This window comes from Paenibacillus sp. RC334 (genome assembly GCF_030034735.1).
GTDB lineage: Bacteria > Bacillota > Bacilli > Paenibacillales > Paenibacillaceae > Paenibacillus > Paenibacillus terrae_A.
Genome location: NZ_CP125370.1, coordinates 2,189,841 through 2,203,555, shown reverse-complemented (window position 1 = coordinate 2,203,555; position 13,715 = coordinate 2,189,841). Strand labels below are relative to the sequence as shown.

Sequence of the window (13,715 nt, the reverse complement as noted above, 5' to 3'; positions counted from 1 at the left end):
CTCCATTTACTTCAGTCCGCCGTACCGCCGTGATCTTCGCTGATATTCGACTACTGCTTCGTATAAATGCTCTTTCTTAAACTCAGGCCAATAAATATCAGTAAACCATAGCTCACTGTAAGCAAGTTGCCATAGCATAAAATTGCTGAGTCTTAGCTCACCACTTGTTCGAATCAGCAGGTCAGGGTCCGGCATACCACTTGAGAGCAAAGAATTCTCAATCAGTTCAGGCGTAATATCTCCGGATTTAAGCTTTCCATCCTCAATTTCACGACCCAACGCTTGCATACATTCAGTGATTTCCAGCCGGCTTCCATAATTTAATGCAAAATTAAGAACAAGTCCGGTATTATTTTCGGTTCGCCGAGTCGCTTCAGTCAACGCATCAACGGTATGAGATGGCAAATGCTCCTTATTTCCCATCATACGCACTTGTACATTTTTTTCAATCAGCTCATCAAGCTCAATAGCCAGAAACTCTTGCGGCAGCCGCATCAAAAAATCGACTTCATCCTTGGGACGCGACCAATTTTCAGTTGAAAAAGCAAATAAGGTCAAATATTTAATGCCTAGTTCATCCGCAGCAATCGCTGTGCGCTTCACTGCCTTCATTCCATTTTGATGCCCTACAATACGCGGCATTCCAATCCGTTTGGCCCATCTGCCGTTCCCATCCATAATAACAGCAACATGCTGCGGAATATTGTCTTTTGAAATGGCCGGTGTTTGCTGTTTTTGTTCCCCGTTCCACCAAGACCGAACCCGTTTGATCATTCCAGTTCCTCCAGCATTCTCTGAAAATGTGCCTCTGGCTTGAAAAGAGACAAACCCCACCGTAAGGGAGGGGCTACCAGTCTCTTATACTTCCATAATTTCTTTTTCTTTTGCAGCCAAAACTCTATCCACTTCGGCGATAAATTTATCTGTCGTTTTCTGGATTTCTTCCTGATATTTACGGGATTCATCCTCGGATATATCAGTTTTCTCCATTTTTTTAATATCATCGTTCGCATCGCGACGAATGTTACGAATGGCGACCTTCGCTTCTTCGCCGTTCTTTTTCGTCAGCTTCACTAGATCCGTTCTGCGTTCTTCTGTCAATGCAGGAATACTCAGGCGAATGGTGTTTCCGTCATTGGAAGGGGTCAAACCCAGATCGGATTTTTGGATAGCACGCTCAATGTCGGCCAGGGAGGATTTATCCCAAGGCTGAATCATTAGAGTCCGGCTGTCCGGTGTATTTACATTAGCCAACTGATTGACTGGAGTCATTGCACCGTAATACTCAACCTGAACGCGATCCAGTAGAGCTGGTGTCGCTCGACCAGCGCGCAAAGATGCAAGGTCACGTTGCAACGACTGAATTGCTTTATGCATGCGCTCTTCAGCGCTCTTTTTCACAGATTGTGGCATTATTTTACACTCCCTTTGACGATCGTGCCAATTTTCTCACCCAACACGACACGTTTAATGTTACCTTGCTCTGTAATAGCAAAGACAATCAACGGAATATTGTTATCCATGCACAGCGAGGAAGCCGTGGAGTCCATGACACCGAGATTTTTGTTGAGCACATCCAAATACGTAAGTTGCTCATACTTCTCGGCTGTGCTGTCTTTAAATGGATCAGCTGAATACACGCCGTCCACTTTATTTTTAGCCATCAGAATCACTTCAGCCTCAATTTCGGCAGCACGCAGGGCAGCCGTAGTATCGGTCGAGAAGAACGGATTCCCTGTACCTGCTGCAAAAATAACAACCCGGCCTTTTTCCAGATGGCGGATAGCTCTACGACGAATGTAAGGCTCAGCAATTTGCTGCATTGCGATAGATGTCTGTACACGCGTAGGAACTTTAATTTGTTCCAAAGCATCCTGCAGTGCCAGTGAGTTCATCACCGTTGCCAGCATACCCATGTAATCGGCTGTTGCCCGGTCAATTCCGTTGGCGCTTCCGGCAATACCCCGCCAAATGTTGCCGCCTCCGCACACGATAGCAACTTCTACTCCCAGTTCGACAACGTCCTTGACCTGCTCAGCGATCGACGCAATTGTATCCGCATCAATACCGTAACCGTTCGGGCCTGACAGCGACTCTCCGCTGACTTTCAGAACAACACGCTTAAACACAGGTTTTTCCAAATGATCACCCTCCAATATCGACTATATATTATGTACAGGATAGATGTCCTGTTGCAAGAAAAGGAACACTGATGTGTTCCAATTCTTTGCTCTTTCCGTATGCAATTACCGTTCGTTGGTAATTATTGTTTCACTTGAGACATAACTTCTTCGTAGAAGTTATCTTCTTTTTTCTCCAAACCTTCGCCCAGTTCAAAGCGAACAAAACGACGCAGGGAAATGTTCTCACCAATGGTACTGATTTTCTCGTTGATGAGTGTAGAGATTGTTTTGTCCGGATCTTTAATGAAAGATTGCTCCAACAGGCAGAACTCTTCATAGAATTTACCGATGCGGCCTTCAACCATTTTCTCAACGATTTTTTCTGGTTTGCCTTCGTTCAAAGCTTGTGCTTTCAGGATTTCTTTTTCTTTTTCGATCTCTTCCTGTGGCACTTCTTCGCGACGAACATAACGAGGGTTCGATGCAGCGATATGCATAGCGATGTCACGCACAAAATCTCTGAACTGGTCTGTTTTAGCTACGAAGTCTGTTTCGCAGTTTACTTCTACCAGTACGCCGATACGGCCACCAGCATGGATGTAGGATTCAACAACGCCTTCAGTAGCGATACGGCCTGCTTTGTTCGCTGCAGCTGCAAGTCCTTTTTCACGCAGCACTTCAACTGCTTTTGTCAAATCACCGTTTGCTTCTTCAAGCGCTTTTTTACAATCCAGCATTCCTGCGCCTGTTTTTTCACGAAGCTCTTTTACCGCGCTAGCATTAACTGCCATATTATTTCCCTCCAAATTTGATTTTCAGTGGTGTACACAAGCTTTATTCCTTAAAAAAAGGGTAGTGAGAGGTTATACACCTGCCAACCACCCTTTTCATTTAATTCTTATAGGTATTTCCGTAAGGAAATATTATGCTGTAGTTTCTTCGCCTTGGTTTGCTTCCATAACTGCATCAGCCATTTTACCTGTCAGCAATTTAACAGCGCGGATCGCGTCGTCATTACCTGGGATAACATAGTCAATTTCGTCTGGATCGCAGTTTGTATCAACGATACCCACGATTGGGATACCCAATTTGCGAGCTTCAGCAACCGCGATGCGTTCTTTGCGTGGATCAATGATGAACAGAGCGCTTGGAAGGCCCTTCATGTTTTTGATACCGCCCAAGAATTTTTCAAGACGATCTTTCTCTTTACGGAGAATGATAACTTCTTTTTTAGGAAGTACAGCGAATGTACCGTCTTCTTCCCAAGCTTCCAGTTGTTTCAAACGATCAATACGTTTTTGAATGGTTTGGAAGTTAGTCAGCGTACCGCCCAACCAACGTTGGTTGATATAGAATTGACCAGCGCGTGCTGCTTCTTCTTTAACGGAATCTTGTGCTTGTTTCTTCGTGCCTACGAACAGAATTGTACCATTCTCAGCTGCAATGCTTTTTACGAAGTTGTAAGCTTCCTCAACCTTTTTCACTGTCTTTTGCAAGTCAATGATGTAAATACCGTTTCTTTCAGTGAAGATATAACGATCCATTTTCGGGTTCCAGCGACGTGTTTGGTGACCAAAGTGAACCCCAGCTTCCAAAAGCTGTTTCATGGAGATTACTGCCATCTTCACACACCTCCTAAGTTTGGTTTTTTGTGTGTCCTCCGCCGACATCATTTCTCGCAAAGACTTTCCATTTGGAAAGCACCCTTTACAAAATTAATCGACGTGCGTTTTTAACACCGTCAATTAATATACCATAACACCCGCAGCGTTGCAACCAACTTTTCGACAATAGCAGGATAAGCGCGAAATGTGACTGATTATTCCCGCCTATAGAGCTTTCTAGCGAAAAATAAAAGCCGCCCACTCTCCCGATCACGGTCAGTTGGACGGCTTCTTTGTAATTTTAGTAATGATAGAACCAAAATCCTCACCCTTGGCAAACTCATAGGTACCGGTACGGATTTTGGTATTGATTTTTTGAGCCTTAGCCTCAGCCTCAAACGCACTGGCATCCGATACGATGCCTGCCTTCTGCAAACCAGATGCCACACTCCTCAGATTGCTTCCCGATGCAATGCTATATTGCACTTGCGGAGTGGCCGGCTGTTTAGGGGTATCTGGAGTAGTCGTAACACTCGAACCTTTAGTTTGCGGCTTATCCGGACTTTGGAGTGCAGACATGCTTGCTGAAGGCTTAGCAGTAGCCGAAGGCGTTCTGCTGGCAGGTGTCTTTGGTGTCGACGGAATTTGCGCCGCTTCTGCCTTTTTGGGGGCAACCGGTGTTTTATTGCCTTCCTTGATCACCTTGTTACGCCATTCCTCTTCTGTCATCTTCGGATCAGAACTCTCACTGATTTGAAGATTCAGTCTGGCTGCCGCCTCCTCCAATTGCTCACGAGTCATGTTTTTCGGGTCCGCTGAAGACGGCTGCGATTGACCCTGACCGATCATCGCCAATTGCAGCAGTAGTGCGCCTGTAACAAGCCCGGTGCCCATGCCCAGCATGAATGAACGATTTTTGATCACGTCAGGTCCTCCCTTTCCGCCAATTGTAATATGAGCTGTACCTCGCCCCGTTGGATGCCTGATTGCTTAGCAATGTAATCCACCGATTTGCCCTGCTCATACAGCTCGAACAGTTCCTGATAACGCTCACGGATAGATTCCTGATGAGCTTCAGGCTCAGCCTCTTGCAACGGGGTCTGGTCTTCCACAGCTACAATAGAGTCGTCAGACTGCTCTGCCTGTATGGGAATAACAGTCTGCGTATTGCGGAACTGAGCATAAGCTGCCACCGCCTGATGCGGGGTGCCTGTATGTAGCAGTACCTCAGATCCAGGCACTGTCTGTGTAGAAACTGAAGCAATCGCAGCCTGGCGTTCAAGCTCTACAATCCGGTTCCGAAGCTCAGCCACTTGCTCCTGCAATGAGGCCTGTTTAACCGCATGTTCCTGCTTTATGCCGGATACGAGCTCAATCAGCTCATCATTGCCGTTTTCAATATCGGCCATATATTGCTCCAAGGTGGCCTCGACCTTTTGGACGACGGCCTCTTCTGTTCCCCGGCCTGCCTGCCGCTTCGGCAGCAGCCAGGCGTAGACAACAGCTGCGGCGCCCAGCAGAACAATATATATCCATGGTTGATCCACTGCCCATCGTCTCCTTTTATAACGCTTCTCCACCTGTCGGATCAGAGCGAAAAATCTATATGATGTCCCTTGTATGGATGCTCTGCAGGATGCTCCTTTGGCAGTATATTCTCACCGGACCGAGATCGGCTCTGGCCGGAAGTATCACTGCCTTGCCCTCCATTTTCCCTCTCACTGACGAATGTTTCCGCAGATTCATCCACCGCACTGCTTCGCTGGCGAATCTTTTCCGTCTCCTGCTCGGTCTTTTGCCCTAACAGCGCTTGCTCATTCATCGGACGTTGCTGGTATTCGCTTTGATACTTACCCGCTTCACTGGTACGAGGTACGGCGATTTGTAATTCAACAGCTTTCAGGCTCATTGGACCACACCCTTTCCGATTGGGCATCCGTATCTGTTTTCCGAGGAATAAGGAAACTCGTTATCCCTGTGCCAGATTACACGGAGGAGGACATACTGATATCACCCTCATGATAATAAAACGCCATTCTTTCCACCGAATCTTTAATAAATTTTGTATATCTGCCGATAACTATTTTAGAGCCGCCGTAAATAACGTTTTTGACTTCTACCCGTGCGCGGCTAGTATCTTCCAAGGTTCGTTCGATCTCAAGCATTCTTGATTTGGTTTCCAGAAGCTCGTTGTCATTTGATTTTTTAGTAGATGTCAGCTTGATTCGCATCGCCATTCTTTCAGGGGCAAGCTGTCCGGCAGCAGCAAGCTGGTCCAATATGGTGAGGGCCTTATTGGTCTTATCCTGGCTGTCTGTCTGTTGCTTCAAACGTGCCCGGAGTTCAGTCAACTCATCGCGCAGCTCTGGCAGTACACCTACTTCGATTATAGTGGCTGTGGACATCGTATTACCGATTGTACGTGCCACTACCTTTTCACCAGCTTGTACACTACCACCTACGATGAGTCCTTTAGCCCCTCCGCAAAGTACATTCTTACTGGCTTTGATCTGGGAATGCATGATGCTTTGGGATACAAGTATATCGCCCCCCGCAATCACGTTACCATCCTGTATAAAAGAGCATTTCACATTTTGTGCAGCTTTCACATACCCCTTATGGTATCCGATAATACCACCACTGATGTCGACTGAGCCTTCCGCATCCAATTCAGCACCTTCCACACCGCCGATGACACGAATGTCGCCAGCCGCCCGAATACGAAAACCTGTCAGGACATTACCACGAATGACGACGGTTCCAACAAAATCAATGTTGCCGACGCTATAATCCACATCCCCGTTCACTTCATATACGGGAAACACATTGAGCTTACCCTTTTCAGTCGTAGTCACCAGTCCGTCGATAGCTGCGTACATTGCAACGCCTTCTGGATGAACAACTACGTTTTTCCCTACTTTAAAACGTGCCTCTTTGCCTGGAAGATAAGGAATTTCCTCTCCCGTGACGGCAATACCAGGTACACCCGGCAATGGATCAATCCGCTCGGCAATCAGTTGTCCACGCTTTACATTTTTTAAACGGGTTAATTCTTTATAGTCCACTCGTCCGTCCAAGGTTTCGAGCGGCTTACGTGCATCTTCACCAGTCACAACTTCAGCCAAATTAATTTTTCCGTCCGTACCATGAATCGGCGGTGTTCCCTTAGCAATCAGCAATTTGGTGAAGAAATAATCTTCCGATCTTGCCACAAACGTATGAATCTCATCAGTAATCAAACCATGGCTTATTTTTTGGTTACTCAGGAAACGCTCCAATTCTTCCACAGAACAGGAAAAGCCTTCTTCACGTTTGGCAAACTCCAAATAAGCGCTAAGTTTATCGGGTGAGACGACCACTTTTAAATACTGGTCCAAAGCATATTGCTTCTCCACAGGGGTGCTCCTTCCGTCTAACTGTTACTGTAACCTCCCGTACGTTTAATCTTTACGCATTAGCAGATCCCGCTGTTTGTCCAGTGTCGCCCTCAGCCGCAATATGGCTTTGGAATGTAGTTGTGAAATACGCGAAGGGGAAAGCGACATGACCTCAGCAATTTCACTGAGAGACAAATCCTCGTAATACAATAAAGAAACAACGATACGTTCTTTTTCAGTCAATTTGTCAATGCCTTGTGCAAGGGCATCACGAAGTGTAAATTCATTGACCTTGTGATCCGGATTTTTCGCCTTTTCATCCACTAAAAGGGAAAGTCGTGTCTCCGATTCTTCTTCGCGGATCGGGTCCTCCAGTGAAACGATCGACATAACAGCGACCTCCTGGATCATATTTTGAAACTCTTTTTCGGAGACGTCCAAATAATGGCTCATCTCTTCGTCACTTACCGTGCGTAAGTATCTCTGCTCCAGATGCTGGTAGGCATCCTCAATTTTTTTCGCTTTTTCCCTGACCGAACGTGGAACCCAATCTCCTTGGCGAAGACCATCCAAAATCGCTCCTCGAACGCGCCAGGAAGCATAAGTCTCAAACTGCAAACCACGTTCATAGTCAAACTTTTCAAGAGCATCAATCAAGCCCATGACACCATTGCTGGCCAGGTCATCCTTAGATACATTTTTAGGCAAACCTACTGCAAGGCGTCCCGACACATATTCCACAATATGGAGGTACTTTTCAATTAGCTGCTTTTTTGCTTCCTTGTCACCGTGTTCTTTCCATTGCTCCCACAGTTCGGAATGGTTTAAATGAGCGGCTTTTCGCTCGTTCATCGGCTTCACCCTCCTTGTTTGTCTGTCAGGTGACGAACGGCCTTGGCCAATTCTTCAGGGTCCTTGTTTGAAACCAGCTTAGGCGGGTTTAAAGGCGCAAAACCGGTGTTTTTCCCGTCCGTCTGCTCTGGTTTCGGCTTCAACAATTCATTCAGGTTTTCATCTTCGTCTGGTGTCGTCAGGTCCAGATTCCCCCCTACGCCATCCACCTGAGAGCTTGCCCGGCTTTGGGCATTACCCAGATCTGGCCGCGCTACGACACCCAGTGTCCAGCGCAGCACAAATGCAAGCAGGAACCAAAAAACGAAAGCGACCAAGCCACGAATTAAGCTCGTGGTCAGCAGATTGCTGCCAGTGGACAACACAAAAGTCAGAATAAATCCGACTACTCCAGACCAAAGATTAATGCGTAAGCTGCCAAATAACATGGTTATAATTCCTTTACACCTTTTTGTACGCTTCGAATATTCAAAACGCCAGTTTCACAGTCCAGCTCAATCGTTCGGCCATAACTACCACCTGTATCCTCCGCAAGCAGAGGAATACCGAGATCTACGAGCATTTCCTTGCATGACTCCACATTGCGCGGACCAATTCGCATGGTGTCCCCGCTGCCGGCAAAGGCGAACATTTGCGCTCCCCCTGCCATTTTGGCGACCAGTCTGCGGCGCTCGGCTCCCAATTTCAGCATCCGCTCAAATAGCTCCGGCAACGCGGTATCGGCATATTTGGCGATGTTAAGTTGCCCTTCACGCGCAATGTCTGAGGACGGTAGCATTACATGTGCCATACCAGCCAGTTTTAAATGAGGATCGTAAAGGGTCAATCCGACGCAGGAACCAAGTCCTGTCGTGCGAATCGAGTTTGGATTGCTGGTTACGTTCAAGTCTGCCATGCCCACTTTGATGATGCTTTTATCCTCAATCATCGTTCATCGGGACTCCTAACGACCTGAATATTTTACCAAACGATTCCGGATCCGGAATCAGGAAAAATTGACCCTCAATCTGATTCTGCCCCTCCAGAAACGTTGTGTCAATCAACAGGGCTGCATCCCCCATCTGACCAAACTGCAACAATCCGTAGCTGAGAATGGCCCCGGCCATATCCAAAGCTAGTGCGGGAACCGTCGGATACATGGACAACCGGGTGAAATCGGCCAACGAGGACAAGTATGAACCCGCTAAAATATTCCCGATTTCAGACAGAGCCGAATGCTCCATTTCGTTAAAGCTGTCCTCATCATCCGAGGGAATATTCGCAAGCCGGGAAAGCAGACTTTTTGCCGCATGGGGTTGCAATATGAAAAAGAGATTACCTGGAGCTTCGCCCTCGACTCTGAAAAATATAGCAACGACAAGTTGCTCATTCCCGCCGACCTTTTCGGCAATTTCCTCAAAAGGCAGCATTTGTACTTTAGGTACGCCCATATCAACCGGTTTATTCAGAAGTCGGGAGAGCGCTGTAGCAGCGTTCCCCGAACCAATGTTACCGACTTCCTTCAAAACATCCAACTTGAAATCTTCGAGATTTTCAAGATTTTCCATAAATTAATCCTCTAAGCCTTCCAGTTGGTTCATTTCACTCCGATTCAGCACCTCAGACAAATTCAGCATGATGAGCAAGCGCTCTTCACCGATTTTAGCGACTCCACGCAAATATTTAGCCTTGACTCCGCCAACGACTTCTGGTGGTGTCTCAATGTTGTCGGTATTCAGGTCGATTACGTCGTTCGCCGAATCAACGATAAAGCCGACTTGCATCTCACCCACTGCAACGATGATAATTCGGGTTTGATCGGTATACTCCGCCTCAGACAATCCAAAACGACCACGCAGATCAATAACGGGAATGACCACGCCTCTCATATTGAATACGCCTTTGACAAAATCGTATGTTCTTGGAACACGTGTAATCGGCACCATGCGCTCAATGGATTGGACTTTTTCTACTTCGACACCGTATTCCTCTTCACCAAGTTTAAATACGATAACTTTAATTTCTTCTCCCATGTCTAAAAACCCTCCTTATGGATGTCAGCAATTTCACATTTCTTTCATTTTTAATGAAGACATTATTTAATGAAAACATTAGGGTCAATGATCAAAGCAACCTGACCGTCACCCAGAATCGTGGCGCCTGAAATTCCTTGGATGTTCGGAAGGTATTTGCCCAGGTTTTTAAGGACAATTTCACTTTGTCCCAAAAAGTCCTGAACAGAAAGAGCTGCCAGACGGTCACCCTTGCGGATAACAACAACCTCTGTCTCTTCTTCTTCATCCTCATTGAAGTCTGGTACTTCAAACAGCTGACTCAAGGAGATAAGCGGAATATGGGATTCGCGGAAAGCGATCATTTTGTTGCCGTGTACAGAACGGATTTGTGTCCGTTTGACGATCGCAGTCTCCACAATAGAAGACAACGGAATCGCATATTTTTCGGAACCGATCTGTATCATCATGGCCGCAATAATGGATAGTGTCAGTGGCAACTGCACAGAAAAATTGGTGCCTTTTCCCAGAACAGAATGAATCGTAACGTTACCACCAAGGGAAGTGATTTTAGATTTAACTACATCGAGTCCAACGCCGCGTCCTGAAACGTCCGAAATGACCTCAGCTGTACTGAATCCCGGAGCGAAAAGTACCTGATGGGCCTCTTCATCGCTCATTGCAGCTGCTTGTTCCTCCGTCATAATCCCTTTGGAAATGGCACTTTTCAGTACCTTCTCACGATTAATGCCGCTTCCATCGTCTTCAATCTCGATGAACACGTTATTGCCACTGTGGAAAGCACGTAAATGAACTGTTCCTGTCTCCGGTTTGCCTGCCGCAATACGGGTCGCTACTGGCTCAATGCCGTGATCCACAGAGTTGCGCAGTAAATGCACTAACGGATCACCGATTTCGTCGATAACGGTACGGTCCATTTCAGTGTCCGCGCCAGTAATGACCAAATCCAGCTTTTTATCCAGCGATTTGGCTAGATCACGCACCATACGCGGGAAACGATTGAAAACCGTGTCCACGGGTACCATCCGCAATTTAAGCACAACATTTTGCAGGTCACTGCTTACGCGGCTCATATGTTCTACCGTTTCAGTCAGCGCCGGATTAGAAGCCTCACTCGCCAGCTGCTCCAGCCTTACACGGTCAATAAGCAATTCACTGAACAAATTCATCAATACGTCCAGGCGTTCAATATCTACACGAATCGTACGATTGTGCGTAGGTGCTGCAGGCTTGGCTACTTGAGCTTTACCATCAGCTGGCTTCGCACCGGAGGCCGCAGTTGGAGACTGCGGCTGAGATGCAGCGGACTGTTGTTGTACAGCTACCGGGGCTTCCTGCACCGCAGCAGACTCTGCCAGCCCAGCCTTGACTTCGCTCATTTGCTTAAGCGATTCCTGATCCAGCTGTACAACGGAGACGGATTCGATTTCGGAAATACCAGCGATTTCCTTCTCCAGCTCTCCTACCTCTTTCTGCGTTATGTAATATAACGAGAAATTTTGTTCGAATTTCTCCTGCTCAATATCCTGTACAGACGGATAAGCTTTTACGATTTCACCGGAGTTCTCCAGCGTATTAAATACCATAAAGGCACGTGCAGCCTTCAGCTGGCTTTCTGAGCTAATCGTTACCTGTATATAGTGAACCCGATGCCCTTCAGAAATAGATTGCTCCAGTACAGAATACTGGAATTGATCCAGCACAAGACCCGCGCTTTCGCTATCCGCCGCTTTTTTCGGCGTAACCGCCTCAGTAACAGCATCTGTTCCAGATTTTTGGAAATCGCCACGCACGATGGATTGCAGTGAAGCTACAATAGAGGATACATCCGCTTTTCCATCGCCACCCTCTGTAATGTTCTGTACCATGGACTCCAACGCATCCAACCCTTTAAAAAAGGTATCGAATATAAATTCCTGCATCGCAAGCTTGTTGTTTCGTACCAGATCAAGAACGTTTTCCATTTGGTGAGTGAGCGATGCCAGGTCTTCAAAACCCATTGTAGCAGCCATTCCTTTGAGGGTATGGGCAGACCGGAAAATCACCTGAACGATGCCCAGATCGGTAGGACTACTTTCCAGTTGAAGCATTTTTTCGTTAAGAGATTGCAGATGATCATTCGACTCATCAATAAACATGTTTAAATATTGGTTCATGTCCATTGTGAGACACCTCCTCCATGAGTTACACTCCGATTATTTCACAACTTGTACAAGCTTGGGGGCGATCTCCTGCATCGGCAGAAGGTGGCGCACACATTTTAACTCTACAGCCGAGCGGGGCATTCCGTACACTACGCAAGTTTCCTCATTTTCAGCAAATGTGGATTGTACCCCTGCATCATAAAGCTTTTTCATCATCTTAGCCCCGTCGCTTCCCATGCCAGTCAGCAACACCAGATGCCGTTCCAGAGAGGTTAACGGGAGTAACGATTCGAACATCGTGTCAACAGAAGGACGGTGACCGTTACGAGCTTCTTCCGTCTTCAGTGATACGGTGTATTTACCACTGGCTCCCGGCACAATTCTCAATTGATATCCTCCCGGAGCAATATAAGCTGTTCCGGTCTCCAACGTCATCCCCTGCTCAGCTTCAACCACCCGGAGCGGACTCAACGTATTCAGACGCTGTGCCAGCGAACGGGTAAAGTTTGGCGGCATATGCTGCACGATGACAATCGGAGCGGGAAAATCCCCGGGAATGTGTTCCAGCAACGTCTTGAGCGCACGCGGCCCCCCCGTAGAACATCCGACCGCCACCAGCTTGCGAAAGTTGGGCGAATATACTCCGCCTTTTTTAAGAGAGAACCCCTTAGGCGCTGCTGGAACTATTGGTGCCGTCACTGGGGGCGTAGCAGCCATAGAAGCAACTGGAGCCGAAGGAACCGGCGTAGACACCGTTTTTCGAGGCTCCGGCTTGATTAGCCCTCCCTTATCCGTGGCGTGCAGCGATTTGGCTGCAGCCGTATCGGAAATATTCAGTTGCCCTGGCGTACGTTCAGCTGCCTTAGGTGGCTCCTCCTTCTTCTGCGTAGCAGGTGCTTGCGCCGTCTTCCGTGGCTGGGCGACCGGCTTACTTAAACGGCTGTCAGGCACAGAGCTGCCCGTCTGCGGCCGTTTCTGTTCCGGCTTGGCTGCCGGAGCAGACTTGCCAGTATCCCGCTTCGGCGGAACCGGTGCAGCAGTTGCAGAAGCAATCGGTGCAATAAGAGCCTTACCTTCCGCTCCCTTGTCAGCCACAGCTTGTCCTTCTGGAGTCTGCTCTAGCGGCGTTTTTTTCGCTTGTTCCAGCGCCGCTTTTCGTTCGTTAGCTTCCTTGCGCTCCAATCGGCTGCGGACTGCTTGCATAGCAGTGTGCATCTGCTCCAATAGCGCCTTGCCCACCTGCTGGATATCCTGAGCATGGGAGACGGAGGGCTTCCGTATAAAATCGAAAGCTCCTGCTTCCAGAGCCATAATGGTCTCCTTCATACCTTGTTCATTAATACCAGAGAGCATAATGACCGGAAGCGGATGGGCCGCCATAATCAGAGGGAGCGCTTCAAGACCATTCATTTCAGGCATCTCGACATCCATTGTGACCAGGTCAGGCTGTAGCTCCTTCACTTTCTCTACAGCCTCTTTGCCGTTGGCGGCTGTACCTGCGATGTCAAACGAATCATCCCTTACAATTAAATCTGAAACAATTTTGCGCATAAAGGCCGAATCATCCACAACCAGCACCCGGTAAGCACACATGTTAAACACC

At 47.6% G+C, this 13,715-nt stretch carries 16 protein-coding genes; all 16 read right to left on the bottom strand.

The window, feature by feature from the left end; genetic code table 11:
• Positions 1-6: 6 nt before the first annotated feature.
• The 16 genes from QMK20_RS10440 to QMK20_RS10365 all read right to left on the bottom strand — a co-directional run bounded on the left by QMK20_RS10440 (position 7) and on the right by QMK20_RS10365 (position 13,705).
• Positions 7-774 (bottom strand): undecaprenyl pyrophosphate synthase, encoded by a 768-nt coding sequence (locus QMK20_RS10440; protein ID WP_283655647.1) that lies wholly within the window; start codon positions 772-774, stop codon positions 7-9.
• Between the two features lie 84 nt (positions 775-858).
• Entirely contained in the window at positions 859-1,413 is a 555-nt protein-coding gene (frr, locus tag QMK20_RS10435) for a ribosome recycling factor (RefSeq protein ID WP_283655646.1), read from the bottom strand.
• Positions 1,413-2,141, bottom strand: a complete 729-nt coding sequence (pyrH, locus tag QMK20_RS10430) for a UMP kinase (protein WP_283655645.1) — start codon at positions 2,139-2,141, stop codon at positions 1,413-1,415. Before pyrH ends, frr begins: the two co-directional genes overlap by 1 nt.
• A 122-nt stretch (positions 2,142-2,263) precedes the next feature.
• Positions 2,264-2,914 carry a translation elongation factor Ts gene (tsf, locus tag QMK20_RS10425; RefSeq protein ID WP_013309917.1) on the bottom strand — a complete coding sequence of 217 codons (651 nt, stop codon included), beginning with the start codon at positions 2,912-2,914 and terminating at the stop codon, positions 2,264-2,266.
• Positions 2,915-3,046: 132 nt separating this feature from the next.
• Positions 3,047-3,745: a 30S ribosomal protein S2 gene (rpsB, locus tag QMK20_RS10420; RefSeq protein ID WP_013309916.1), complete on the bottom strand. Its 699-nt coding sequence runs from the start codon at positions 3,743-3,745 to the stop codon at positions 3,047-3,049.
• Between the two features lie 258 nt (positions 3,746-4,003).
• On the bottom strand, positions 4,004-4,651 hold the full coding sequence (locus QMK20_RS10415; protein WP_283655644.1) for a peptidase: 648 nt from the start codon (positions 4,649-4,651) through the stop codon (positions 4,004-4,006).
• Complete coding sequence (locus QMK20_RS10410) at positions 4,648-5,274, bottom strand: DUF6115 domain-containing protein (protein WP_283655643.1); 627 nt, start codon at positions 5,272-5,274, stop codon at positions 4,648-4,650. Before QMK20_RS10410 ends, QMK20_RS10415 begins: the two co-directional genes overlap by 4 nt.
• A gap of 41 nt (positions 5,275-5,315) precedes the next feature.
• The gene (locus tag QMK20_RS10405) at positions 5,316-5,636 is read right to left on the bottom strand and encodes a hypothetical protein (RefSeq protein WP_283655642.1); all 321 of its coding nucleotides are present in this window, start codon (positions 5,634-5,636) and stop codon (positions 5,316-5,318) included.
• A 76-nt stretch (positions 5,637-5,712) separates the two neighbouring features.
• Positions 5,713-7,122 (bottom strand): flagellar assembly protein A, encoded by a 1,410-nt coding sequence (locus tag QMK20_RS10400; RefSeq protein ID WP_283655641.1) that lies wholly within the window; start codon positions 7,120-7,122, stop codon positions 5,713-5,715.
• Positions 7,123-7,167: 45 nt separating this feature from the next.
• Positions 7,168-7,956, bottom strand: coding sequence for a FliA/WhiG family RNA polymerase sigma factor (locus QMK20_RS10395; RefSeq protein WP_013309911.1), 789 nt, complete (start codon positions 7,954-7,956; stop codon positions 7,168-7,170).
• Between the two features lie 5 nt (positions 7,957-7,961).
• Positions 7,962-8,384, bottom strand: a complete 423-nt coding sequence (locus QMK20_RS10390; RefSeq protein WP_283655640.1) for a hypothetical protein — start codon at positions 8,382-8,384, stop codon at positions 7,962-7,964.
• A gap of 2 nt (positions 8,385-8,386) precedes the next feature.
• On the bottom strand, positions 8,387-8,884 hold the full coding sequence (locus QMK20_RS10385; RefSeq protein ID WP_025684946.1) for a chemotaxis protein CheD: 498 nt from the start codon (positions 8,882-8,884) through the stop codon (positions 8,387-8,389).
• The gene (locus QMK20_RS10380; RefSeq protein WP_044644853.1) at positions 8,877-9,503 is read right to left on the bottom strand and encodes a chemotaxis protein CheC; all 627 of its coding nucleotides are present in this window, start codon (positions 9,501-9,503) and stop codon (positions 8,877-8,879) included. The genes QMK20_RS10385 and QMK20_RS10380 overlap by 8 nt, the downstream gene beginning before the upstream one ends.
• A gap of 3 nt (positions 9,504-9,506) precedes the next feature.
• Complete coding sequence (locus tag QMK20_RS10375; RefSeq protein WP_014281101.1) at positions 9,507-9,968, bottom strand: chemotaxis protein CheW; 462 nt, start codon at positions 9,966-9,968, stop codon at positions 9,507-9,509.
• 62 nt (positions 9,969-10,030) lie between these two features.
• Positions 10,031-12,130 (bottom strand): chemotaxis protein CheA, encoded by a 2,100-nt coding sequence (locus tag QMK20_RS10370; RefSeq protein WP_283655639.1) that lies wholly within the window; start codon positions 12,128-12,130, stop codon positions 10,031-10,033.
• A gap of 33 nt (positions 12,131-12,163) precedes the next feature.
• Complete coding sequence (locus QMK20_RS10365; protein WP_283656246.1) at positions 12,164-13,705, bottom strand: chemotaxis protein CheB; 1,542 nt, start codon at positions 13,703-13,705, stop codon at positions 12,164-12,166.
• Positions 13,706-13,715: the final 10 nt, after the last annotated feature.

Coding starts and splice junctions, on each gene's coding strand:
- QMK20_RS10390 (WP_283655640.1), bottom strand. CDS start 8,384: ATGTTATTTGGCAGCTTACGCATTAATCTTTGGTCTGGAGTAGTCGGA.
- QMK20_RS10380 (WP_044644853.1), bottom strand. CDS start 9,503: ATGGAAAATCTTGAAAATCTCGAAGATTTCAAGTTGGATGTTTTGAAG.
- QMK20_RS10405 (WP_283655642.1), bottom strand. CDS start 5,636: ATGAGCCTGAAAGCTGTTGAATTACAAATCGCCGTACCTCGTACCAGT.
- QMK20_RS10370 (WP_283655639.1), bottom strand. CDS start 12,130: ATGGACATGAACCAATATTTAAACATGTTTATTGATGAGTCGAATGAT.
- QMK20_RS10395 (WP_013309911.1), bottom strand. CDS start 7,956: ATGAACGAGCGAAAAGCCGCTCATTTAAACCATTCCGAACTGTGGGAG.
- tsf (WP_013309917.1), bottom strand. CDS start 2,914: ATGGCAGTTAATGCTAGCGCGGTAAAAGAGCTTCGTGAAAAAACAGGC.
- QMK20_RS10440 (WP_283655647.1), bottom strand. CDS start 774: ATGATCAAACGGGTTCGGTCTTGGTGGAACGGGGAACAAAAACAGCAA.
- frr (WP_283655646.1), bottom strand. CDS start 1,413: ATGCCACAATCTGTGAAAAAGAGCGCTGAAGAGCGCATGCATAAAGCA.
- QMK20_RS10385 (WP_025684946.1), bottom strand. CDS start 8,884: ATGATTGAGGATAAAAGCATCATCAAAGTGGGCATGGCAGACTTGAAC.
- rpsB (WP_013309916.1), bottom strand. CDS start 3,745: ATGGCAGTAATCTCCATGAAACAGCTTTTGGAAGCTGGGGTTCACTTT.
- QMK20_RS10365 (WP_283656246.1), bottom strand. CDS start 13,705: ATGTGTGCTTACCGGGTGCTGGTTGTGGATGATTCGGCCTTTATGCGC.
- QMK20_RS10375 (WP_014281101.1), bottom strand. CDS start 9,968: ATGGGAGAAGAAATTAAAGTTATCGTATTTAAACTTGGTGAAGAGGAA.